Here is a 24,266-nt window from a genome sequence, read left to right on the forward strand (position 1 = left end):
GGTTGTTGACAACTTCGCCCTTCTGATTTCTGACGTTCGACATCCGACCACCAATAACCCCTCCGCCCTCCGTCTTCCGTCTTCCGTCTTCCGCCCTCCGTCTTCCGTCTTCCGTCTTCCGCCCTCCGTCTTCCGCCTTCCGTCTTCCGACGATTAATTGCAATAGCGGGAGATGTTCAGCAGCAAGCCTACTCCACAGAGGGTGAACAACAATGATGAACCTCCATAGCTTATAAATGGTAAAGTTATTCCGGTAACCGGCAGTGCGCCTGCTACTACCGCGATATTAACCAAGGCCTGAAAAACTATCATTAGCGTAATACCAACCGCCAGGAGACTGCCAAAGGTATCCGGAGCCTTGATGGCCGTTCTAAATCCCCGCCAGGCAAAGAGTAAAAAAAGAAGCAGAACCAGGCAGGCTCCCACAAAACCTAATTCTTCGCCCAGAATAGCAAAAATAAAATCCGTATGTTGTTCCGGAAGGTAGAAGAATTTTTGCCGGCTCCGTCCCAGGCCCATTCCAAACAAACCTCCCGAGCCCAGGGCATAAAGGGACTGAATGGTCTGATAGCCTTCATCACCCGCATATTTCCAGGGATTCAAAAAGGCAACCAGCCTTTCCAAACGGTAGGGAGCAACCGCTATAGCCGCCAATATCGCACCTAATCCGGCCATAAAAACCGCCCCCAGATGAGACCATTTGGCCCCGGCGGCCAGCAACATGAAAAATACCGTGGCCGCAATGGCAAAAGCGGTTCCCAGATCAGGCTGCAGCATAATCAATCCCCCAACCAGTGCCACCAAAAGCAAGTAGGGCAGTACTCCTTTCGAGAAAGAGCGTATGGAGGAAAGGTTCTGATCCATGGTCCGGGCCAAAAGCATTATCATTCCCAATTTGGCCAGTTCCGAAGGGGAAAAACGCAAAAAACCCACTCCCAGCCAGCGCTTGGATTCATTTACCTCAATACCCAGGGGAGTAATTACCAGAACCAGGCAAATCAAGGAAATGACCATCAAGGGCAGGGCCAGGTCTTTAAGCTTGGAATAGTTTATTTTCATTATTACCAGCATAGCCATTATACCTAATATCGCCCAATATAACTGGCGCTTAAAAAAATGGTAGGCATCGTCATAGCGGATATTCGAAGTAACCGCGCTGGAACTAAACACCATTACCAATCCTATTCCTAACAAGGCCATTGTGGTTATAAACAAGATAAAATCCGGCGGGCCTTTTTTTGCTCTCAATCTTTCCCCCCCCAGCAGAAGCAGTAGTAGGAGAAACTATTTGGAAATAGACTTGACCATCTCACAAAAGAGATCCCCCCGCTGTTCATAGCTTGCGAACATATCCCAACTGGCACAAGCCGGAGAGAGCAGTACTACTTCACCCTTTCGCGCCAGTTCGTGGGCCTTGCTTACAGCCGCTTGCAGGTCTTCTACCTCATGTATATTCCGGAAACCGGCATCGATGACTGCAGCCTTTATTTCTTCCCGGGCCTCCCCCAGCAGGACTAATTCTCTCACTTTCTGCTTTATTAACCCGGCCAGCTGGGAGAAACTGGAGCCCTTATTTCTGCCCCCGGCTATCAGTATAATAGGCTGGTTAAAAGAGTCCAGGGCTTTCATCACCGACTCGGGATTGGTAGCCTTGGAGTCATTTACATAAAAGACATCATCATAAAGGCCCAGCTCCTCCATCCGATGCCTAACCCCAGGAAAAGTGGCCAGAGCCTGGCGAATATCATCCGGGCTAACCCCGGCAATACTGGCCATCACTGTAGCAGCTAGAATATTCTCCAGATTGTGTTTCCCCCGCAGGGAGACTTCATCTATTCTCGCTATTTCCTGAACACTTCCCGCCCTCTTAATAGTTATGACCCCATTATCTATAAACGCCCCTTCCTGCAACTCCCGTTCACAGGAAAAAAACAAGGTCCGGGCAGGGCAGCTTCGGGCCATTTCCCTTAGAATAGAATCTTCATAATTAAATACCGCATAATCATCTGGCTTTTGCTGGGCAAATATCCTGGCTTTCGCCTCAATATATCTTTCCATCGTCTTGTGCCGGTTAAGGTGATCAGGAGTGATATTAAGCAGGCCGCAGATATAAGGCCGGAAGCTTGAACTGCTCTCCAGTTGAAAACTGGACAACTCTACCACAATTATCCCTGCAGAGATACTATCCAGCAAAGTGGTCAAGGGAATGCCGATATTGCCGCCGGCCAGTGAATTCCTCCCTGCCTGGGCTAAAATGTAGTGAAGTAAGGAAGTAGTAGTAGTCTTGCCGTTGGTTCCGCTTATGGCCAGGAACTCAACTGTCTTTGGTTTCAGGATATAAGCCAGTTCCACCTCTCCAATTACCGGGATTCCCTGCTCCCGGGCTTGCCGGATTGCTGCTGTTTCCAGCGGAACTCCCGGGCTTACTACCAGCAGATCAAAATCCTGCCGCTTCACTTCCGGATATCCCCCGGCATAATACCTTATGCCCTGTTTTCCCAATTCATCCAGAATCGGAGCCAGGGTTCGGGCTTCTTTTTCATCACAAGCGCTAAGCTGAGCGCCACGCTTCTCCAGGGCCTTTATCGCCGCCATTCCACTGCGGGCCAAACCTACTACCAGTATCCTCTTACCGCTAAAATCCAATACATCTCCTCCCAACAGGGGGCTTAGCCTACTCCCCAAAAGCTCCAAATCCCCAGTAGCATAAAAACAAAGGAAAGGCCCCAGAAATATCTTACCACCCTGGTTTCCGGCCAGCCTTTCAACTCATAATGGTGATGCAAGGGAGCCATGCGAAATATCCTCTTTCTCGTAGTTTGGTAGGATATAACCTGTAAGATAACACTTAAGGTTTCAATCACATAGACCCCACCAATAATAATCAAAGCTATTTCCGAGCGGGTTAAGGCCGCCACAGCAGCCACTGCTCCTCCCAGGGCCATAGAACCGGTATCTCCCATAAAAACCCGGGCAGGATGGCGGTTAAATATTAGAAAACCCAGGCAAGCTCCGGCCAGTGCGCCACAAAAAACACTCAAGCTATAATGTCCGGTCATAACGCAAATGACCGCCAGGGCCAGGCTTACAAAAAAGCTTACCCCGGAAGCCAGTCCATCCAGGCCATCAGTAAGATTCACCGCATTGGCAGTACTCACCACAACAAAAACAATGAAGGGAAGATACCACCAACCAGGATCCACTGCATGGCCGGTAAAGGGTATAAGTATAGCGGTTCCCCGTTTAAAATAAAGAATCAACAAAAGCCCGAAAAGAAATGCTATCAGGAGCTGCAATCCTAGTTTTTCTCGGGCACGGAGCCCCAGGGAACGTTTCAATACCACCTTGATATAGTCATCCCCAAAGCCTACTGAACCAAATGCCAGCATTAGCAGCACCGCTGCCAGGGCTTCAGTACTGCTACCTGCCATAATGAAGCTGGCCAGCATTACGGCGGTAATAATAATTATCCCCCCCATGGTGGGGGTGCCTGCTTTGGCATAATGACCTTTGGGGCCTTCCTCTCTAATATTCTGCCCTACTTTGAGCCGTTTAAGAAATGGTATCATTATAGGTCCCATTATTATTGAAACCACAATGGCAATAGCTGCCGCAATAAATGCATTAATTAAATAATTCTGCAAAGGATACCCTCCTGCTTAAGGAAAATTATTATTTGATTCCGCTGCAAAAAGTAATAATTATGCATTAGCTTGCATAAATATTCCGCTCCAGCGTCCTTAATAGCGACCGCAGGGAGCATCAGTTGTGCCCGACAGGGCGCTCCGCATGGGCAACACTCGCTTTGCATATTTATGCAACCCTATGCAGCAAAAAGGGGTTTTTGCAGTAGAGTCATTATTTAAAATAAGAACGAATTTCTTCCGCCAGGCTTTCCAGCTGCATTCCCCGGGAAGCCTTAAACAATATGGTATCACTGCTGCTCAGGCTTTGTTTAAGAAATTCTATGCTTTCTTCTTTGGAAAGGTAATGCTTGACCTGCTCTCCTGCCATGCCTGCTGCCCGGGCCGCTTCCGCCATCCATGCCGCCCGTTCCCCTATGCATATCAAAAGATCCACCTGGTTCTTAACCGCATGGCGACCAACTTCCCGGTGTCCCTCCTGCTCGTAATCACCCAATTCCAACATATCTCCCAAAACCGCTGCCAATTTGCCTTTTCCCCGCAGCTCCCGGCTGGTTTCCAGGGCATTAATCATGGAAAGCGTATTAGCATTATAAGTATCATTGATTATCTTTCCCCCGGCAGGTAGAGGAATAATCTCCAGGCGCTGGGAACCCGGATTGAAATTAAGCAGGCTGGACTTTATTTCTTCCATGGAAACCCCCAGCAGAAACGCCATGGCTGCAGCAGCCACTGCATTCATAGCCCATCTCCTTGAAGGCAACGGCAAGAACAGTTTTTCCGGCTGACCCAGGCAGATAAGACTTATTTCTATACCTTGATTTCTTATAGTAGTTTCCTCAATGCGAAAATCACAGGATTTACTATAGCCAAAGCGGTATTTTTTGCCCGCATATGGCCGAACCGCTTCCTCCAGCAGTGGAGAATCCCCATTAATAAGAGCAAAGTCACCGGTCCTGAGAGTTGCCAGTACTTCCGCTTTTGCCCGGGCTATATTCTCCAGGCTGCCCAGGGTTTCCAGGTGTACCTTTTCCACATTGCTTATAAGGGCCGCGCTCGGCTGAGCTATTGCAGCCAGCTGCAACAATTCCCCCCGGCCCCTCATGGCCATTTCCAGTACCGCCACCTGATGAGTTTCATCCAGTTGCAATAAGGTCAAGGGAAGGCCAATTTCATTATTGTAATTGCCACTGCTTTTCAAGGTTTTAAAACGGGATTGCAGGCAGAGAGCTAAAACATCCTTGGTACTGGTTTTGCCAACACTGCCCGTAACCGCCACCACCGGTATATTGAAGCTGCGCCGGTAAGCAGCAGCCAGATCCTGCAAAGCATCAAGAGTATCATTAACCAGGATTAGAGCTTTACCGGGGCCGGCTTTAGTCAAGCAGTCCCCCCGGGAGACAACAACCACCGCAGCCCCATTTCTCCATGCATCCTCCAGAAAATCATGTCCATCAGAACTTTCTCCTTTAAAGGCAAAAAACAAATACCCGGGGTTAACTCGGCGTGAATCAATCTCCACCCCGCTAACTATGGTCTTTTCATTGCCAGCCAGGAGTTTTCCTTTAATACTATCTACAACAAAACCCAGCTCCAAATACATTATTTTACCTTTCCTCTCAAGAATTCGGCTGCCACTTTCCGGTCATCGAATTCCAGGACCTGATCCTTTACCAATTGATAGTTTTCATGCCCTTTCCCGGCTATAACCACCAAATCACCCGTGCGCGCCAGGTGAATAGCATGTCTTATAGCTTCTCTGCGGTCGGCAATTATAGCATAACGGGATTTTTCCACCTTATCCATCCCGGGAATTATCTCCGCAATAATGGCATGGGGGGCCTCACTGCGCGGGTTATCGGAAGTCACCACGCAAAAATCGCTGTATTTGGCGGCAATTTCACCCATAAGCGGTCTTTTACCCCGATCCCGGTCACCTCCACAGCCAAATACGCTAATCAAGCGCTTTTCCCCTAGTTCCCGGGCTGTTCGTAGAACATTTTCCAAACCATCGGGAGTATGAGCATAGTCCACAATCACCGCAAAATCCTGCCCGCAGTCGACCTTTTCAAAACGCCCCGGTACCCCCTCCACCCTGGCCAGAGCCGATTGAATTAAGCCTGGATCGATCCCCTCCTGCAAAGCAAAGCTGATGGCCGCCAAAGCATTGTAAATACTAAAAAGACCAATGAGTTTCATATTTATAATAAGGCTTTTATCTCCGTACTGTAGCCGGAAACTACTGCCATTCAAGTCAATCTTGAGTTCGCCGGCTTGATAATCGGCTCTCTTTTTTATTCCATAACTACGGCAAGGGATTGCGGCAGCCTGAAAAATCTCTTCGGCCCAGGGGTCATCGATATTGATAATAGCAAAATTTTGCTCTTCTGCTTTTATCATTTGAAAGAGCTGAAGCTTGGCCGCCCGGTAATTATCCATATTTTGATGAAAATCCAGGTGGTCCTGAGTCAAGTTGGTAAATACCGCCACATTGAAATCTATCTCTGCCACCCGCTGCAGCTGCAAAGCGTGCGATGATACCTCCATTACTATATAATCGGCCTTTTCCTCCCGGCATAAAGCCATAAATTTCTCAATCTCCAGAGCTTCCGGGGTAGTGTGTTGCATTTCTCTTTGCATTTTACCGACCTGGGCATAAAGAGTGCCCATTATGGCCGTTTTCTTACCCGTCTCTTCCAAAATAGCCTTGATTAAATGCGTGGTAGTAGTTTTACCATTAGTTCCGGTAACTGCAACCACCCTCATGGATTTTGAAGGCCGGCGATAATAGTTGGCCGCCAACAAGGCCAGAGCACTACGGGTGTCGGGAGTGGTAAGCAAAGTCGCTTTTCCCTCCGTATCCAGCTGTCTTTCGGCCAAAACCGCCCCGGCTCCATTCTCAATTGCCTGTCCGGCAAACAGGTGACCATCACTCTTCAAACCGCTAATGCAGATAAAAATATCCCCCGGCTTAACCCGTCTGGAATCATAAGCAATTCCACTAATCTCCCTATCTAAAGGACCATCCTGCAGCTCTATGGTTAAATTTTCAATTAATTCCACCAGCTTCAAAAGCAGTCCCCCTTTTTCTCATTCTCCCAGCATGCCCGGTATTTCAACTCTAAAAACCCCTGACCCCTTGACCCCTCACGCCTCACTTCCCCTTATTCTCCCACCGGCTGGAACTTAACCTTTATGCTGGAGCCACTGCTTACCACTTTCCCGGCCTCAGGCAATTGCTGGTAAGCCAGGCCATATCCCTCCGGTACTAAATGAAGCCCCAGATCAGCCAGTATTCTGGCTACTTCTTTCATTGATTTCCCCTGTAAATCGGGAATAGTAACCTCGGCGCCTTCCTTTCCCCCTTCAAAGGGAGAAAGATGGATTATAACCTCAGAATCCCGCTCCACTTTAGTATGGGCCCGGGGAGTCTGCTGCCATACCACAGTACCGCTGCCATCGATCTCGACTCTCAAACCCCGTGCCTTGATTAGGGAACTGGCCTCTGACACTGGCAGGTTAACTACATCAGGCACTATAAGCTGTTCCTTTTGCTCTATGCTTTGCCCATCCTTGCCCGAATTATACCTGGGTATTTCCAGGTATTTGAAGGAATCATTCAGGATTTCCCGAAAAGCCGGTGCCGCCACCCAGCCTCCATAATAGGGGTAACCCTTGGGAGCATCAACCACTACAATGCCCAACAGCCGCGGCTGGTCAGCCGGAGCAAAGCCTACAAAAGAAGCTACATGCTCATTGCTCATGTATCTCCCATCAGGGCCTACTTTTTGGGCCGTACCTGTTTTCCCGGCAACCTTATAGCCCTCCAAATAAGCATTCCGTCCCGTCCCATTTACCACTTCGCCTTCCAGCATTCCACAAAGTTCCCGGGCGGTTTCGGGGGAAATAACCTGCCTCACCACCTGGGGCTCAACTTTTTTTATAACATTTCCCTTATCATCTATAACCTGTTTCAATAAATGCGGCTTCATCAGCTTACCCTCATTGGCCACCGCCCCTACCGCTGTCAGCAACTGTATGGGAGTTACCGCATTGGCCTGCCCCATGGCCATGGTGGCCAGTTCAATCTGCTGCGCTGAAGCCCGGGGAATAAGAATCCCTTCCGCCTCACCGGGCAGGTCAATACCGGTTTTTTGTCCAAAACCAAAAGCCTTGAGATATTTATAGTAGTTTTCCAGACCTAACTCCAAACCTATCTGTATAAAAGCTACATTACAAGATTTCTCAATAGTCTGGGCAAAGCTCTGGCTGCCGTGGGGTTTTCTGTCCGGGCAGCCAATAACCTCTTTACCCACCTTAATATAACCAGGACAATAAAACCGGCTTTCCGCATTCACCACACCTTCCTGCAAAGCCATAGCCGCAGTGGTTATCTTCATAGTGGAACCCGGTTCATAACTATCGTTGATGCCATAATTCCGGCGATTGCTGACCGCATATGCCGAAAAATCATTGGGGTCGAAAGTAGGACGGGAAGCCAGCGCCAGTATTTCTCCGGTTGACACATCCATTATTATGGCCGCAGCTGATTTAGCTTTTCTTTCGTTAAAGACTTTGTCGACTTCCCTTTCCGCAATATACTGAATAGTTTCATCAATGGTTAATATCAAATTAGCCCCATCAACCGGAGGGATAAACTTATGAGTAGCTTCGGGAATAGGCCGGTTGACGGCATCATGCTCTATGATTATGCGGCCTTTGGTTCCCCCCACCAGTTTGTCGTAATAAAAATCAACCCCTTCGAGACCGTTGTTGTCCACCCCGGCAATACCCAGCACATGACTGGCCAAAGTACCTTTGGGATAATAGCGGCGGCTTTCTTCCGTAAGCCCGATTCCCGGCAAATCCATTTTTCTTATTACTTTCGATTTTTCCGGATCAATCTGTCGTTTTACCCATTCGAAAGAACTATTCCGGCTAATTCGGCGCAACAAGCTTTCTTCGTCCATTTCCAAGACCTGTGCCAGCTTAGCGGCAATCTCCTTTTGCTGCCCCTTACTGCAAACTTCAGCCGGAATGGCATAGACCGAATCAGCGCTTACGGAAATAGCTAATTCATTGCCATTGCGGTCATAGATTATACCTCTTTTGGATTCTACCGGCACATCCCGCATCCGGTTTTGCAGCGCTTTTTCCGAGAGCTCGGCCCCTTTGACAAATTGTACCCAAAAGACCCTGCTCCCCAAAAGTAAAAATATAATGACAAAGAAGAAAAAAAGCGTAGCAATACGCTTTCTTACTATGAAACCGGTGGTTTGCATCAATATCCACCTCGTTCTTTAGTTGCTTCGGGCGGCCAAACGAATCAAATTATCATAGATCTTTTTTAAAGCCTTTTCCTGATCACGATTGGCAACATTTACAGAATCTTGTTTCACTGCCGTCTCCCCTCTCCGCTCGGAAGGAATCACCACCGCAAAATTTAAATCTTCTTCCGCTTTTACCATGCCCAAATCCTTTGTAGCCAGTAGTTCTATCCTATCCAGAGAACTTTTCTGGGCTATTTCATACTCAATACGCTGGTTGGAGGCTTGTAGTTTTTCAATATCCTTTTGCAGCCCTACAATCTGGTAACCCATAGTGGATATCGTTATACATAGAAAAACTATTAATAAAGCCCAGGCAAAGAAAAACAGCCCACCCTTAAACAACCAGGTTTTTCGGCAATCAATTTTTTTATAAGTCCTTCGTATCTTTCTGCTTTGCCTGCTTTGCAGTTCCTGCTGGATAGCTCCGGGAGTATCCAGAACTCTAGCTAAACTATGGCCTGCCTGTAACATATCTTTATTCTTCCTCCCCTGAATATAGAACTTTTAGATTTTTTCGGCTACCCGCAGTTTGGCGCTTCGAGCGCGGGGGTTAGCCTCAGATTCCTCTTTTGAAGCCACTATCGGCTTACGGCTTATTATTTTCAATTCCGCCTGGTGCCCGCAGGTACAAATCGGGCTTTGGCTGGGACAAATACAAGTCCGGGCCCGGTTTTTCATGAATTCCTTGACCATCCGGTCTTCCAGAGAATGAAAAGTGATAACACACAACCTGCCCCCTGTTTTCAATGCTTCCAGAGCCTGCGGCAAAACTTCCCTTAAAGCATCCAATTCACTATTGACCGCCATTCTTAAGGCCTGAAAGCTCTTGCGTGCCGGGTGTTTTCCCCGGCGGTAGGCAGCCGGTACCGCTGCTTTGATAATTTCCACCAGTTGCAGAGTGCTGTCTATACTCCCGGTCTTTCTGTGTTTCGTTATAGCCGCAGCTATGCGCCGGGAATAACGCTCCTCACCAAAATCAAATAGTATTTGCGCAATCTTCTCTTCCGGATAAAAGTTTATAATCTCCCAGGCTTTTAAATCCTGTTCCTGATTCATCCTCATATCCAGGCCGGCATCTTCATGAAAACTGAAACCCCTCTCCGGCGTATCCAATTGAAATGAAGATACCCCCAGGTCTAACAACACCCCATCTACCGCTGAGATTCCTTCATGCTCCAACATCTGCTTTAGATTCCTGAAATCTCCATGGACAAAAGTAACATTGGGCAACGGTAATCGCTGCCTGCTCTGTTCCAGAATAGCCATATCCTTATCAATAGCCAGCACCCGGGCGCCAGCCTTCAGGTGCTGGAGAAGCTTTTCCAGATGTCCCCCTCCTCCCAGCGTACAGTCAACATAGCAACCCTTAGGATCACCCAGCAGACTGGATATAACCTCATCAAGCAAAACGGGTATATGCAAAAGCTAACCACTCCTATATTCCCAGATCAACCAGGCTTTCCGCAATTTCCTCGTAAGATGATTGTGCATTCTCGTTATAGTCTGTCCATTTTTCTATAGACCAAATCTCAACCCTGGTACCTACGCCAATTATTATTACATCCCGGTCAATCCCCGCATATTCCCTGAGGTTGAGCGGCAATACCGACCGTCCTTGCCTATCCAAATCCAACTCGGCAGCTCCCGAGAAAAAAAAACGCACAAAAGAACGCACATCCGCCCGTGTGAACGGAAGTGAACGCAACTTTTTCTCAATAAGCTGCCATTCATCCTGGGGATAGAGAAAAATACAATTATCCAATCCCTTGGTAGCCACAAATTTGTAGCCAATCTCTTCACGGAATTTTGCCGGAATTGTAATTCTGCCCTTTTCATCCAGTGAATGTTGATATTCGCCTAAGAACATTTGTTCTGCCCCTTCTGAGCTTTTTATTGGGATTATACTCCACTTTACTCCACTTTACTCCACCTTATTCTATTCGCCCCAATCATTATCCTTCTTTGTGAAATTTTTTACAAACACAAAAGTTGCGGCTTATCGACATTCAAGCCTTGTAGCTGCTTTATTTGAGCTCATTCGGCAATTTTTTTGCAAAGAAAAAATTGCACTCTTGCCCCATAAAAAATTAGACCCTGGTCCTAAGCCTAATGTCCAAAAATAGACAAAAAAAGAGCCGAGTCTCCTCACTCGGCTCAGAATATTTGACAATATTTATGTTTTCGCGCGGTTGTATTCTAATCCCATTGCAATAACTTAACAACTTAAGTGCCTGGCACCTGCTATAAACGGTAGAGCTGGGACTCATCCAGGAACTTTATTCCTTTTTGGCGGAATATTTCGCTGGTCTTTTCGCTGTCCTCAACCTTCAAAACTACCAGGGCATCATTGCCTGATGTACCAATAAACGCATATAAATACTCAATATTAAGATTTTCCTCATGCATCTGTTCCAGTACGGTTGCCAGCCCGCCGGGAGAATCAGCTACTTGAACCGCCAGCACCTCTGTTTCACTGACGGTAAAGCCATTTTCCTTCAAAACCTGATAGGCTCTATCCGGTTCATTGACTATCAATCGCAATATCCCAAAATCAGAAGTATCCGCAATTGACAGGGCTCTGATGTTGATTCCCGCAGTCCCCAGAACCCGGGTAACATGAGAGAGTCTTCCCGCCTTGTTCTCTAAAAATACCGAAATCTGTTTAGCCACTGCTTTCCCTCCTTACACATTTCTCTTGTCTATCACTCTTTGAGCTTTGCCTTCACTCCGAGGTATGGATTTGGGTTCGACCAGCCTTACTTTTACCCCTATGCCCAGATTGCTCTCCAAATCTTTACGGATTAACCCCCCCAGTTCTTCTAATTTGCGCACTTCATCGCTGAATAAACGCTCGGAAACCTCTACCTGCACTTCCAGTTGATCCAGATTGCCCTTCCGGTCCACTATCAGCAGGTAATGGGGTTCCACTCCGGGAATGTTAAGCAGAACGCTTTCCACCATGGAGGGAAAAACATTTACCCCCCGAATAATTACCATGTCATCAGAACGGCCGAGAACCTTTTGCATGCGGACATGGGTTCTCCCGCAATCACAGCGTGTTCTCTCCAGGGTAGTAAGGTCGCGGGTACGGTACCTGATTAAAGGCAGCGCTTCTTTGGTAATACTGGTTATGACCAACTCACCCGGGCAGCCATCCGGCAGAACTTCTTCGGTAAGCGGGTCAATAATCTCGGCCAGAAAATGGTCCTCAGCGATATGCAGACCATTTTTACAGGAGCATTCAATGGCTACACCCGGACCGATAATCTCACTCAAACCGTAAATATCAAAGGCATTTATTCCCAGTTTATTCTCTATTTCCCGGCGCATACTCTCCGACCAGGGTTCGGCTCCAAAAACCCCGGCTTTCAGTTTTAAATCATTTGGTTCAATCCCGCCCTCCAGCATAGCCTCATGCATAAACAAGGCATAGGAAGGGGTGCAGGTAAGCAGGGTGGTTCCAAAATCCTGCATCAGCATCACCTGCCGGCGGGTATTGCCGCCGGAAGTGGGGATAACCGAAGCCCCTATTCGCTCAGCCCCGTAGTGTATTCCCAATCCTCCGGTGAACAGCCCGTAGCCATATGAATTCTGAATTACCGCGTTTTTGGTGGCTCCCGCACTGGTCAAGGCCCGGGCCATCAGCTCAGCCCATATTTCGATGTCTTTTTTGGTATAACCAACTACCGTTGGTTTTCCCGTGGTTCCGGATGAAGAATGAATCCTGACCACTTCGCTCATCGGTACGGCAAAAAGATTAAAGGGGTAATTATCGCGCAAATCCTGTTTGGTGGTGAACGGTAGTTGTTTTAAATCATCCAGGCTCCGTATATCTTCTGCCGTAATGCCGACCTGGCTTAGTTTCTCCTTATAGGTGGGAACAAAAGCATAGGTTCTGAATACCGTTTCTTTTAACCTTCTTAACTGTAGTTTTTCCAGCTCTTCCCTGGGCATACATTCCTTTTCCTTATCCCAGTACAACATTAATTCTACCTCCTTTATTAATTTCCTCCCTTGTCATGGGGACGGGGTTATTGACAACTTATTTGCCCCTCACTTTTCTAATCAAAAAGTTATTAGTATTAATAAATATACCGCTCCAGCGCCCTTAATAGCGACCGCAGGGAGCATCAGTTGTGCCCGGCAGGGCGCTTCGCTGAGCAATACTCCGCCAGGGGGCATTCTTGACAAAACGCCTTTCTTTTCTTGCAATAATTGGCTCCCAGGGCTACCAGCAAAGCATGATATTCGTTATATATTTGGGTATCGGCCGGCAGGTGGCGCTGCATCAATCCCTGCATCTTCTCATAAGAACATTTATCTTCCACCCATCCCAGCCGGGAAAATATTCGAATAGTATAGGCATCAACCACAAAAACAGGGTAATTACCGGCATAGAGCAAAATAGAATCGGCGGTCTCCGGGCCTATACCCCACAAGGCCAGAAGCCTCGCTCTTATTTGCGAGAGGGGTTCGCTAAACATGAGGTCAATATCACCGCCATAATTCTCAGCAATAAAATCCAGCAAAATCTTTAACCTGCGAGCTTTTTGGCGATGATAGAGGGCTGGTTTGATGAAATCTGCCAGTTCTTCTTCTGTGATGGCCAGCAAGGCGGAAAAATCGAGCAACCCGGCCTCCTTAAGAGCCGCAATAGCCTTCTCCACATTTTTCCAGGCAACCGCCTGGGTCAGTACTGCACCCAGCATTATTTCCAGGCAGCTTTCCCCCGGCCACCATCCCCGTGGACCAAAACGCTCAAGAAGCTTATGGTATATTTCCATTAATCTCTGCTGCTTCATATTACCTCCGCTTACCCAGGCTAGCATATATCATAGGAACGGTTCTTCTGATAAATATGTCAACAACCCCGTCCCCTTGTCACGTTTTAGGAACGGTTCTTCTGATAAATATGTCAACAACCCCGTCCCCTTGTCACGTTTATAAATAACCCCTCACCCCTCACCCCTCACTTTTCTTACTAATCAACTGCTTGACCGCATAACTGGCCAGCAATAAACCCGCAGCCGCAGGCACAAAAGATATGCTGCCCAGCCTGGTTTCCCCCGAATAAGCAGTTTTAACCGGGGTTTCCCGCGAGTAAACCACCGGAACTCCCTGCAGGATATTTTCCCGGCGCAGTTCTCTTCGCAGTTTTCGGGCTACGGGACATATTGAACTGTCTTTAATATCGGCAATAGTAAGCAGGAGGGGATCAAGCCGGTTGGCTGTACCCATAGAACTGATTACAGGAATCTTCCTGTGCAGGCAGGTTTTAATCAGATGAATCTTATCAGGGAGGGAATCAATAGCATCCAGAACAAAATGAATTTCTTCGTCCAAAATCTCCGCACTGCTTTCCTCGGAATAGCTGAACGGATACTCCTCGAGCTGGAGTCCGGGGTTGATATCCCGCAGCCTCCGGCCCATGACTTCGGCCTTTAACTCGCCCCGGGTGGAATTCAAGGCCACTAGCTGCCGGTTGATATTACTGGCCTCAACCCGGTCAGGATCACATAGAATAATCCTGCCGACTCCGCAGCGAGCAATAGCTTCAGCCGCATAGGAACCAACTCCGCCCAGTCCTATCACCAGCATGCAGGAAGCTCGAAGTATATTCATGGCCTCCTGGCCAATCAATAGTTCTGTCCGCTGAAAAAATCTTTCATTCATCATGCAAAAACCCCACCGAGCCGTGATGCCGTAGTTTTAACCTGCTTTGCAGGTGGGTGCCCTCCCGCATATTTAATGTGTCCCGCAGCTGCGGGCTTACAAGTCATAAGCGGAGACAGGTTCCCTTAATTTTTGTGTTGGCAAAAACTTAACAGCTATTCACGCACACAGCAGGGGTTTACTTGTCAGGTCTTTACTATGTCTTTTCAGGTAAAATAATACCATAGAATACCGGCTTCTTCAAGACATTGGTTTTGTAATTATTCGCCACCATTTCCATTTCTGCTATTTTTCTCTAATCCTAAGGGCCAATTCCCTCAGCTGCCTGGCGCTTACTGTTGATGGTGCTTCCGTCATAGGACAGGAAGCACTCTGGGTTTTGGGGAAAGCCATTACGTCTCGTACACTGTTTCTTCCGGCCAGGAGCATCAAGAGACGATCTACTCCAAAAGCAATACCGCCATGAGGTGGAGTGCCGTATTCGAATGCTTCCAGCATAAAACCGAATTTATCCCGAGCTTCTTCCTGGCTCATACCCAGTACGGAAAACATCTTTTCCTGCCATTCCCGCCGGTGTATACGTATGCTCCCTCCGCCCAGTTCGGTTCCATTAAGAACCAGGTCGTAGGCCCGGGCCTTAACCCTTCCCGGTTCACGGGCCATAATCTCTATGTCCTCCAGGCGGGGTGAAGTAAAGGGGTGATGCTTGGCCTGGTAGCGTTTTTCCTCCTCATCATATTCCAGGAGGGGAAAATCCGTCACCCAAACAAAATTCAACTCCTCTTCCGCAATTAGGCCCATTTTCCGGCCCAACTCCAGTCGCAGGCTGCCCATGACCCGGGCCACTATTTCAGCCTGGTCCGCTCCAAAGAGTATAAGGTCCCCGCTTTCAGCTCCAGTTGCCGCCAGAATCTGCTTGATTTCCTCTTCGCTTAAAAACTTGGTAATAGGCGAGCGCAGTTCATTTTCCTGAACCAGTATCCAGGCCATACCTTTAGCTCCGCTTTCCACCGCCATAGCCCCCAGGGCATCTATTTCCCGGCGAGTAAAGGAACCGCATCCTTTAGCATTCAGAGCCCGGACCACGCCCCCGGATTGCAAAGCCGAAGCAAAGACCTTAAACTGCGTGTTCCGGAGCATTTCGCTTAACTCCACAATCTCCAGGCCAAAGCGTAAATCAGGTTTGTCCGAACCGTACTTTATCATAGCATCATCATAGGCCAGGCGCGGGAATGGGGTTTTAATGACCTTCCCCGCAGCCTTGAAAAAGATCTCAGCCATCATTTCTTCTACCAGCACAATAATGTCCTCTTCATCAACGAAAGACATCTCCATATCCAATTGGGTGAATTCCGGCTGGCGATCGGCCCTGAGGTCCTCATCCCGGAAACAACGGGCAATCTGGAAATACTTCTCCATCCCGGCTACCATAAGTATCTGTTTGAATATCTGCGGAGATTGGGGCAAAGCATAGAATTCACCAGGGTGAACGCGGCTGGGTACCAGGTAATCCCTGGCCCCTTCGGGAGTGCTTTTCGTCAAAATGGGGGTTTCTATTTCGATAAAACCCCGGCTATCCAGAAAGTCGCGCATGCACTTGACCACTCGGTGTCTTAAGAGCAGGTTGTCTCGCATCTCGGGCCGCCGCAAATCCAGATAGCGGTATTTCAGGCGCAGGTTTTCATCAACATCTATATCATTCTCAATATAAAAAGGAGGAGTTTTGGCCGGGCTTAAAACTTCCATATCGTCTACATACACTTCCACTTTGCCGGTTTTAAGGTTGGGGTTTTCCGTAGCCTCAGGGCGGAGAGAAAGCTTGCCCCGCACGGCTATTACATACTCGCTTCTTATTTGTTCCGCCAGGTGAAAAGCCTCCTCTTTGACTTCAGGACTGAATACCAGTTGAATTATGCCGGAGCGATCCCGCAAATCAACGAAAATCAAACCGCCATGATCCCTTCTGGTGTCCACCCAGCCATTGAGCACTACTTCCCGTCCCACCAGATGAGTATCCAGTTCGCTGGCATTATGAGTTCTTTTCATCAGTGTTTCTCCTCCTACTTCGTTTCTATAACGGATCTAATGCTGTCAATCAATTCTTCCTGACCCAGCTGCCGCTGTTCTTTGCTTTGCATATCCCGCAAGGTCCAGAAGTGTTTTTCCACTTCCTCTTCACCCACCATAACTACGAACCTGGCAGCAGTTTTCCCGGCATACTTCATCTGCGCCTTGCCGCTGCGGCCGCCATAGTCCTTGTCTGCCCTGATGCCCCTGCGCCGGAGCTCACTTACCAGCTGTAATCCTTGCATCTCATAGGCATCATTCATTACCACCACAAAAACATCCAGCGAAGGCTTGGAAAACTCCCGTTTACCCAGCATATCGAGAGCCAGCAGCAAGCGTTCCATACCCAGGGCAAAACCGATACCCGGTATGTCTGGTCCACCCAGCTCTTTTACCAGCCCATCATACCTCCCCCCACCACCGACCGCGCTTTGCGCTCCGATGCCGGGAAGGTGAATCTCAAAAGCGGTATTGCTGTAGTAGTCCAGGCCGCGAACCAGGTTGTTGTCGTGGATATAGCTTACCCCATTAGCCTGCAGAGCCGCTTGCACCCGGCTATAATGCTCCTGGCAATAAGGGCAGAGATGGTCGTAAAAAATGGGATATCCCCTAATAGCCTGGTGACAAGTTTCCATTTTGCAATCCAAAACCCGTAAGGGATTTTGCATATATCTTTGCTGGCAATCCTGACACAATTGCTCTTTGAACGGGCTAATATGCTGCAGCAGTTTTTGCCGGTAGTCATCACGACATACGGAGCAGCCCAGCGAATTCAAATGCAGTTCGTAGTCATCTAAACCCAGGCGCCTTAAAATCTCCACCAGCAAGATGATAATTTCCGCATCCAGATAAGGACTATTACTGCCAAAAGCCTCAACCCCGAATTGATGGAATTGCCGGTATCTCCCGGTCTGCGGGCGGTCATAACGAAACATGGGGCCCAGGTAATACCATTTGACCGGCATTACACCACTATATATCCCATGCTCAATCAAGGCCCGGGCACAAGGGGCAGTACCTTCCGGGCGCAAGGTCAGGCTGCGCCGCGAACGGTCATTAAAGCTGTACATTTCTTTGCTGACAATGTCAGTCCCCTGGCCAACACCTCGCTGAAACAACTCGCTATGCTCGAATAGCGGAGTCCTGATTTCTCTAAAACCAAAGGATTCAGCGCTATCCCTCATTATTTTTTCAATATACTGCCACTTTACAGAATCCTGAGGTAAAATATCATAGGTTCCCCTGGGGGCTTTGACTTGCATATATTACTCCTCCGGAACAATAAATCCTAGTTCCTAATTAATAAATATCCGACCCGTCTTGTCCGGGTCAAAGCTCAAGTCCATCCTGCATCTAAAGAAGTCTTGGCGGAACCATTCCTTGGTTCTACTGCAAAAACCCCTTTTTGTTGCATAGGGTTGCATAAATATGCAAAGCGAGCGTTGGCGAAGCATGGATGCTACACCCGGCGAAGACGAGCAGGCGAAAGGGGGCGAGCGACAGGATGTCGCGAGAGCGCCACCTCCCATGGACGGGAGATTGGCGCGGTACCCCTTGAGCTGCGAGTCGAGCCGTTGGTGTTGCCCATGCGTAGACTGCGAGCGGAATATTTATGCAAGCAAATGCATAATTATTACTTTTTGCAGTGGAACCATTCCTTGGATAATTCTAATTTAAGGCCTGAAGCTTGTCAACTTGCGCCTTATTAGCCTTTCCCATTGATACTGTATCAATAAGCCTTTATTCCCTCACTCCCTCCTTCCTTTTTCCTACTCCCTAACTCCTCACCCCTCACTTGCTACTCCCTGCCTTTTGCCGGATTTCTTCTGCTGTGCGCGTATTTCCCCGAAGATAGCTTCTCCGGAAATATCATGATAAGATTCATATTTTATTGTTGTTATTCCTGCTTCCCTTGCCTATTCTTGCGATAGCATCACCCCTTTCGCATCATGTTTCTTTCCTCCCTGTTCTTCTTAAGGGCGACATCATTCATGCTTTGGCTGCTTATTCCAACTACTCCTGCCGTGTTTTTCCTCGGGTACAAGAGGAGTACGAACCCAGGTATTTAACCAAAGTGCAGCGCTTCTGCAATTCCTTCAATAGTTCCTCTATGCCAACCCGGTTAGAGCCATTCTCAACTTCGATGTAAAAAGAATAGCTGCCTTTTGCCAATTTCCCCGGGCGTGATTCTATCTTGCTCAAGTTTAAATTTCTGCGATTGAAGATTTCCAGGGTATGGTACAGGGCTCCCGGACGGTCAGGCAAAGTAAAAATTATGCTGCTTTTCTCCTTTTCCACTTTGGGCGCCTGACCCGATCGAACATGAACAAACCTGGTGTAATTATCTTCGTCCTGAATGTTGTTCTGTATCATTTCCAAACCATAGAGGTTGCAGGCCAGCTGGTTGCCGATACATGCCGCCCTTCTTTCCTCACTCCTAACAATTTCCGCCGCCCGTGTCGTACTGGTAGTTATTTCCTTCCTTGTTTCCGGCAAATAGCTATTTATAAAATGTTGGCATTGCATCAATGCTGTGGGCTGAGAAACCAGAAGTTCAATATCAGCCAGATCCAGCTTTTTCCCTGCCATCAGATGCTGTCTTACCGGGATGCTTATTTCACCCTTTATATATACGTTGTTCGCTTCCAGTGCCTCCATAGTGAGGCTTATGCTGCCTGCCCGGGAATTTTCCATAGGTATTAAAGCCTCTGCAACCTGCTTGGTATTTAGTAGAACAAAAATTTCAGGAATGCTTCGGGCCAGTACATAATCCTCTTTATCACTCCAATACAGCTGAGCAGCTTCTTCGCTGAAGGTTCCTGCCGGACCTAAAATAGCACAGGCCATTACCTCAACCTCCTTCCCACAGCTCGGGCCACCGGCCCAAGCTCTCGCATCATAGTGCTGAAGCCCCGGGGAGTTAATGATTGGTCCCCATCAGAAAGGGCTTTTTCCGGCTGCGGATGTACTTCCACCATTAAAGCATCCGCACCCGCTGCAATGGCTGCTCGGGCCATGGGGCTTACCAGGCTCCTGACCCCGGTAGCATGGCTGGGATCAACCATAACCGGCAAATGCGACAATTCCTTGACCAAAGCCACCGCAGAAAGATCGAGGGTGTTTCGTGTCCAGGGCTCGGAGCTGCGAATACCCCGCTCACATAGTATCACCTGGGAATTCCCGCCGGCCAGGATATACTCTGCTGCCAACAGCCATTCCTCAATACTGGCTGACATACCCCGCTTTAGAACCACCGGCTTCTTGAGCTGTCCCAATTTGCGCAATAAAGCAAAGTTCTGCATATTGCGCGCTCCTACTTGCAAGATATCCGCATAATCGGCCAGCAGCCCAATATCCTCACTATCCATTATCTCGCTTATCACCGGCATGTTCATATCCTCACCCACTCGAGCGAGCAATTTTAATCCCTTCTCGCCCAATCCCTGGAAGCTATAAGGAGAAGTCCTGGGTTTGAAAGCTCCTCCCCTCAGCATGGCTGCTCCTGCCGCCCGCACCTTGAAGGCCGTTTCTTTTAATAACTCTTCACTTTCCACCGCACATGGTCCGGCTATGACCATTACCTGTTCTCCGCCGATCAGGCAACCTTTAACGTCTATCTGAGTTGATTCGCTTTGACAAATACGGGATACCAGTAATTCACCATCTTTTTGGGCCAACAAATTTTTCATTTCCAGCACTCCTTTACTGAAATTTCAAAAAAATAAACCTCTCATCCCCCAAGGGACGAGAGGTCTGCTTGACTTCCCGCGGTACCACCCATTTTGGCTAAAGCCCACTCAAAAAAGGATACGGGACTCCTGCATTAAAAAAAGCTTCACATCCTCATGGGACGAGAAGCTTCTACTGCCCGCGGTACCACCCAAATTACCATTCCAGGTCCGCTTAAAAGATACAGGTTAATCCGATATCCCCTCCCTTTTAACGGTGGGAGCTCCGCCACGACCTACTTACCCAGGGTTTCAGCCAGGCACTCCGAAGTGAACTTCACTCCGCTTCCTTATAGAGATGCTTACAGCCGGTGGCATCTCCTCTCTGCATAATTCCACAAAGCTACTTTACTTCTTCATCGCATTTTGAAATATATGCGATAATATTACCACAATATTTAAGTATTTGTAAAGGCATTTGAAAAATTTTTATGGAATAGGGTTCTGGTACTAAACATGGACTTGTTTGCTTAAGTCAAAAACGGGTTGTGCATCCTCTCAAAACCAATAGTTGTTGCCGGTCCATGTCCGGGATAACAAATAGTATCATCATTATAACGAAAGAGCTTTTCTTTAATATTTTGAATCAATTGCTTGTAAGAGCCTCCCGGGAAATCCGTACGCCCAATGGAACCCTGGAACAAGGTGTCCCCTACAAAAATAATGTTTCCGGTTTTAAGACAAACCCCTCCCGGGCTGTGACCCGGAGTATGAATCACTTCCAACTCCACCGTATTGCCAATCTTTATAATGTCTCCTTCCCGGATAAACTGATCAGCCGGAGGGCTTACCACTTTGCTTCCCATCATAAACGAAAAATTGGAAACCGGATTTACCAGCATTTTAGCATCATTTTCATGAATAAGGATTTTGGCTCCGGTAGCATCTTTTATGGCCTGGTTGGCACCGATGTGATCAATATGACCATGGGTATTGATTATATACTGCGTTTTGAGTCCATCTTCCTCCAATAGATTCAATATAGCCCGGGCATTTCCCCCGGGATCGATAACCGCCACCTCTTTGGTCTCTTCGCAGCCGATGATATAGCAGTTGACCATCATACTGCTTAGTTCCAAACCCTTTAATATCATATCAATACTCCTTTCGAAAATATTTAATTCTACAGGGACCTATGATAAAACTTTGCTGTTGCGGAAGGCCTCACTCTAGTCCAAGGTTTATCATAAGCCTCTTAAAACAACTTTTCGCTATCCAGCAAAATGGTGCAAGGTCCGTCATTTTCTATGCTCAATACCATTTCCGCTCCGAAGATTCCGGTTTCTACCTGCACACCGCGGCGGCGAAGGCCATCAACACAGTAATCAAACAGCGGTTCGGCTAATTCCGGCAATTCAGCCTCAGAAAAACTCGGCCTGCGGCCTTTACGGGCATCACCATAAAGGGTGAACTGGCTAACCAGGAGTATTTCCCCCTCAATGTCCAGCAGAGAACGGTTCATCTTCCCCTCTTCATCAGGAAATATCCGAAGATTTACTATCTTATCCAGCAGGTAATCCCCATCAGCCTTGCTGTCCCCCTTCTTAATACCCAGCAAAACCATAAGACCCTGCTTTATTCTTCCCCGCAGCTTACCTTCAACTCTAACCTCACTAAAACTAACCCTTTGAACTACGGCCCGCAAGCGATTCACCTCTCATTTCCCCCGGCAAAACCCTTCTAACTTCTAAAACATCTCTAACATTTAGAATGCGCTGAATCACAGCTTGAAGGCGGCTCATATCTTTTATCTCCAATTTAAGGTTTATCACCGCCTGGTTGTTTTTGGTAGCACGAGAAAAAACCGAATTAATATGAATTCTGACCTCGGCAATTTCATTCATAACATCTGTGGTCAGGCGCGCCCGGTCAAAAGCCTTCACTTCCAGCTCTACATAGTAAATACCGCTGGTATCGGCCCATTCAACCTCCAGTATGCGATCTTTTTCATTCTGCAGATAATTTTGCATATTGGGGCAGTCTTTACGATGTACCGATACCCCCCGCCCCCGAGTAATATAACCCAAAACCTGATCTCCCGGCAAAGGATTACAACAACGAGCCAGTCTGATAGCCACATCATCCACACCCTTTACGCGCAGGGCGGTAGTAACTCGGTCCTTTACCGCAGCTTTGCTTTCCTCCGGGACCGCTGCTATATCCTCCAGCAGAAGGTCAGGAAAGTAAAGTTCCTTTTGCTTGTTCACTACCTGCAAAGCTGAAAGCGCACTATCCCCAATGGCCGCCAACAAATCTTCTACCGCATTGAAACCCAATTTCTTTACTACTTCTAGCAGTTTGTCTTCTTTAAGCAGCTCTTTGGGATTCAGGTGTTGCTTCTTTAATTCCTTCTCCAGCAAATCATGTCCCCGGATTATGTTCTCCTGCCGCTTCTCCCGGTTAAACCATTGCCTTATCCTGCTTTTAGCCGAAGAAGTTTTAACAAAATTCAACCAATCACGGGAGGGGCCAATCGAACTTTTGGAAGTTAATATCTCCACGATATCCCCATTTTCCAGCGGTAAATCCAGGGGTACAATACGCCCGTTAACCCGAGCACCAGTGCAGCGGTGCCCTACCTCGGTATGAACCCGGTAAGCAAAATCCACCGGGCAAGCCCCTTTAGTAAGTTCAAAAACAGCCCCTTTGGGTGAGAAGACGAAGACGGTATCATCAAAGAGATCGATTTTTAAAGATTCCATGAATTCACTGGTGTCTTTGACTTCCTGCTGCCACTCCAGTATCTGCCGCAGCCAGGACAGCTTTTCATCGAATTTTCGCTCCCGCGGATTATAGCCTTCTTTGTAGCGCCAGTGAGCAGCAATACCATATTCAGCAGTGCGATGCATTTCCGCAGTACGGATCTGTACTTCAAAAGGCTCACCTCCTCTACCAATCAAAGTAGTATGCAGCGACTGGTACATATTAGCCTTGGGGGTGGCAATATAGTCTTTAAAACGACCGGGTAAGGGCTTCCACATAGTATGAATAATACCCAGTACCCCGTAGCAATCCCGGACATCCTCAACCAAAACCCTAATAGCTATCTTATCGTATATTTCATCAACATCTTTTCCCTGTTTGATCATCTTTTTGTAAATACTGAATATGTTCTTGGGACGACCTTTAATATCAGCATCGATATCAATCTGATGAAGCCCAACCTCAATCTGCTCCACCAGGTCATTGACATAATTCTCCCTTTCCCGGCGTTTCTGTTTCAGCCGTTTGGCCACCTCATAGTACATTTCCGGCTCCATATAATAAAAAGCCAGGTCTTCCAGTTCCCATTTAAAACGAAATATGCCCAAACGATGAGCCAGGGGAGCGAATATCTCCATAGTCTCACGGGCAATTACTTTTTGTTTAGCTTCACCGTGGTAGCTCAGAGTCCGCATATTGTGGAGTCTATCCGCCAGCTTTATGATAATTACCCGGATATCCCGGGCCATGGCAATGAACATCCGCCGTAGATTTTCCGCCTGGGCATCCTCCCGGGACTTGAAATCTATTCGGGTAAGTTTGGTGACACCATCTACCAGTAAAGCGATTTCTTCGCCAAACTCCTTAAGTATATCCAGATAACTTACCTGGGTGTCTTCAATAACATCGTGCAGCAGTGCAGCACAAATAGTGGGAGTATCCATTTCAATATCCGCCAGTATGAGAGCAACTTCACACGGGTGAATAATATATGGCTCCCCGGATATCCTTTTTTGCCCCTGGTGAGCTTGCTCCGCCACCCTGAATGCTTTCTCAATCAGGGCAAAATCGGTATCGGGATCATATTCACTTACCCTCTTGATCAGGGCTTCGCATCTCAT

20 protein-coding genes, 1 other RNA gene and 1 other annotated feature are annotated in these 24,266 nt (G+C 47.8%); all 21 genes read right to left on the bottom strand.

Annotated elements, in window-relative coordinates:
• Nucleotides 1-153: 153 nt before the first annotated feature.
• Nucleotides 154-1,248, bottom strand: a complete 1,095-nt coding sequence (gene spoVE, locus AWB54_RS06765; RefSeq protein ID WP_082736063.1) for a stage V sporulation protein E — start codon at nucleotides 1,246-1,248, stop codon at nucleotides 154-156.
• 36 nt (nucleotides 1,249-1,284) lie between these two features.
• Nucleotides 1,285-2,646 carry a UDP-N-acetylmuramoyl-L-alanine--D-glutamate ligase gene (gene murD, locus AWB54_RS06770; protein WP_061213846.1) on the bottom strand — a complete coding sequence of 454 codons (1,362 nt, stop codon included), beginning with the start codon at nucleotides 2,644-2,646 and terminating at the stop codon, nucleotides 1,285-1,287.
• Nucleotides 2,647-2,669: 23 nt separating this feature from the next.
• Nucleotides 2,670-3,644 (bottom strand): phospho-N-acetylmuramoyl-pentapeptide-transferase, encoded by a 975-nt coding sequence (mraY, locus tag AWB54_RS06775; RefSeq protein WP_061213847.1) that lies wholly within the window; start codon nucleotides 3,642-3,644, stop codon nucleotides 2,670-2,672.
• 214 nt (nucleotides 3,645-3,858) lie between these two features.
• Nucleotides 3,859-5,247, bottom strand: coding sequence for a UDP-N-acetylmuramoyl-tripeptide--D-alanyl-D-alanine ligase (locus tag AWB54_RS06780; protein WP_061213848.1), 1,389 nt, complete (start codon nucleotides 5,245-5,247; stop codon nucleotides 3,859-3,861).
• Entirely contained in the window at nucleotides 5,247-6,716 is a 1,470-nt protein-coding gene (locus AWB54_RS06785; RefSeq protein WP_061213849.1) for a UDP-N-acetylmuramoyl-L-alanyl-D-glutamate--2,6-diaminopimelate ligase, read from the bottom strand. The genes AWB54_RS06780 and AWB54_RS06785 overlap by 1 nt, the downstream gene beginning before the upstream one ends.
• Nucleotides 6,717-6,808: 92 nt before the next feature.
• Entirely contained in the window at nucleotides 6,809-8,926 is a 2,118-nt protein-coding gene (locus AWB54_RS06790) for a stage V sporulation protein D (protein WP_061213850.1), read from the bottom strand.
• A gap of 18 nt (nucleotides 8,927-8,944) precedes the next feature.
• Nucleotides 8,945-9,445: a septum formation initiator family protein gene (locus AWB54_RS06795; protein ID WP_061213851.1), complete on the bottom strand. Its 501-nt coding sequence runs from the start codon at nucleotides 9,443-9,445 to the stop codon at nucleotides 8,945-8,947.
• Nucleotides 9,446-9,478: 33 nt separating this feature from the next.
• Complete coding sequence (gene rsmH / locus AWB54_RS06800; RefSeq protein ID WP_061213852.1) at nucleotides 9,479-10,396, bottom strand: 16S rRNA (cytosine(1402)-N(4))-methyltransferase RsmH; 918 nt, start codon at nucleotides 10,394-10,396, stop codon at nucleotides 9,479-9,481.
• Between the two features lie 13 nt (nucleotides 10,397-10,409).
• Nucleotides 10,410-10,841, bottom strand: coding sequence for a division/cell wall cluster transcriptional repressor MraZ (mraZ, locus tag AWB54_RS06805; protein WP_061213853.1), 432 nt, complete (start codon nucleotides 10,839-10,841; stop codon nucleotides 10,410-10,412).
• Nucleotides 10,842-11,215: 374 nt separating this feature from the next.
• Nucleotides 11,216-11,644, bottom strand: coding sequence for an ACT domain-containing protein (locus AWB54_RS06810; protein ID WP_061213854.1), 429 nt, complete (start codon nucleotides 11,642-11,644; stop codon nucleotides 11,216-11,218).
• Nucleotides 11,645-11,656: 12 nt separating this feature from the next.
• Entirely contained in the window at nucleotides 11,657-12,958 is a 1,302-nt protein-coding gene (locus tag AWB54_RS06815) for a phenylacetate--CoA ligase family protein (protein WP_061213855.1), read from the bottom strand.
• Between the two features lie 146 nt (nucleotides 12,959-13,104).
• Nucleotides 13,105-13,776 (bottom strand): endonuclease III domain-containing protein, encoded by a 672-nt coding sequence (locus AWB54_RS06820; protein ID WP_061213856.1) that lies wholly within the window; start codon nucleotides 13,774-13,776, stop codon nucleotides 13,105-13,107.
• Between the two features lie 160 nt (nucleotides 13,777-13,936).
• Entirely contained in the window at nucleotides 13,937-14,650 is a 714-nt protein-coding gene (locus AWB54_RS06825; protein WP_235811116.1) for a tRNA threonylcarbamoyladenosine dehydratase, read from the bottom strand.
• A gap of 2 nt (nucleotides 14,651-14,652) precedes the next feature.
• Nucleotides 14,653-14,827, bottom strand: a non-coding RNA gene (ssrS, locus tag AWB54_RS06830) — 6S RNA.
• Between the two features lie 105 nt (nucleotides 14,828-14,932).
• Nucleotides 14,933-16,693, bottom strand: a complete 1,761-nt coding sequence (aspS, locus tag AWB54_RS06835) for an aspartate--tRNA ligase (protein ID WP_061213857.1) — start codon at nucleotides 16,691-16,693, stop codon at nucleotides 14,933-14,935.
• 14 nt (nucleotides 16,694-16,707) lie between these two features.
• The gene (hisS, locus tag AWB54_RS06840) at nucleotides 16,708-17,976 is read right to left on the bottom strand and encodes a histidine--tRNA ligase (RefSeq protein ID WP_061213858.1); all 1,269 of its coding nucleotides are present in this window, start codon (nucleotides 17,974-17,976) and stop codon (nucleotides 16,708-16,710) included.
• Between the two features lie 751 nt (nucleotides 17,977-18,727).
• A complete protein-coding gene (pheA, locus tag AWB54_RS06845; RefSeq protein WP_061213859.1) occupies nucleotides 18,728-19,561 on the bottom strand; it encodes a prephenate dehydratase in 834 nt (277 codons plus the stop codon).
• Nucleotides 19,561-20,403, bottom strand: a complete 843-nt coding sequence (aroF, locus tag AWB54_RS06850) for a 3-deoxy-7-phosphoheptulonate synthase (RefSeq protein WP_061213860.1) — start codon at nucleotides 20,401-20,403, stop codon at nucleotides 19,561-19,563. Before aroF ends, pheA begins: the two co-directional genes overlap by 1 nt.
• 154 nt (nucleotides 20,404-20,557) lie before the next feature.
• Nucleotides 20,558-20,811 (bottom strand) — a binding site (T-box leader).
• 101 nt (nucleotides 20,812-20,912) lie between these two features.
• A complete protein-coding gene (locus AWB54_RS06855; protein WP_061213861.1) occupies nucleotides 20,913-21,536 on the bottom strand; it encodes an MBL fold metallo-hydrolase in 624 nt (207 codons plus the stop codon).
• 101 nt (nucleotides 21,537-21,637) lie between these two features.
• Nucleotides 21,638-22,087, bottom strand: coding sequence for a D-aminoacyl-tRNA deacylase (dtd, locus tag AWB54_RS06860; protein WP_061213862.1), 450 nt, complete (start codon nucleotides 22,085-22,087; stop codon nucleotides 21,638-21,640).
• Nucleotides 22,062-24,266: a RelA/SpoT family protein gene (locus tag AWB54_RS06865; protein WP_061213892.1), complete on the bottom strand. Its 2,205-nt coding sequence runs from the start codon at nucleotides 24,264-24,266 to the stop codon at nucleotides 22,062-22,064. The genes dtd and AWB54_RS06865 overlap by 26 nt, the downstream gene beginning before the upstream one ends.

The sequence above is a fragment of the Syntrophomonas wolfei subsp. methylbutyratica genome (assembly GCF_001570625.1).
GTDB lineage: Bacteria > Bacillota > Syntrophomonadia > Syntrophomonadales > Syntrophomonadaceae > Syntrophomonas > Syntrophomonas methylbutyratica.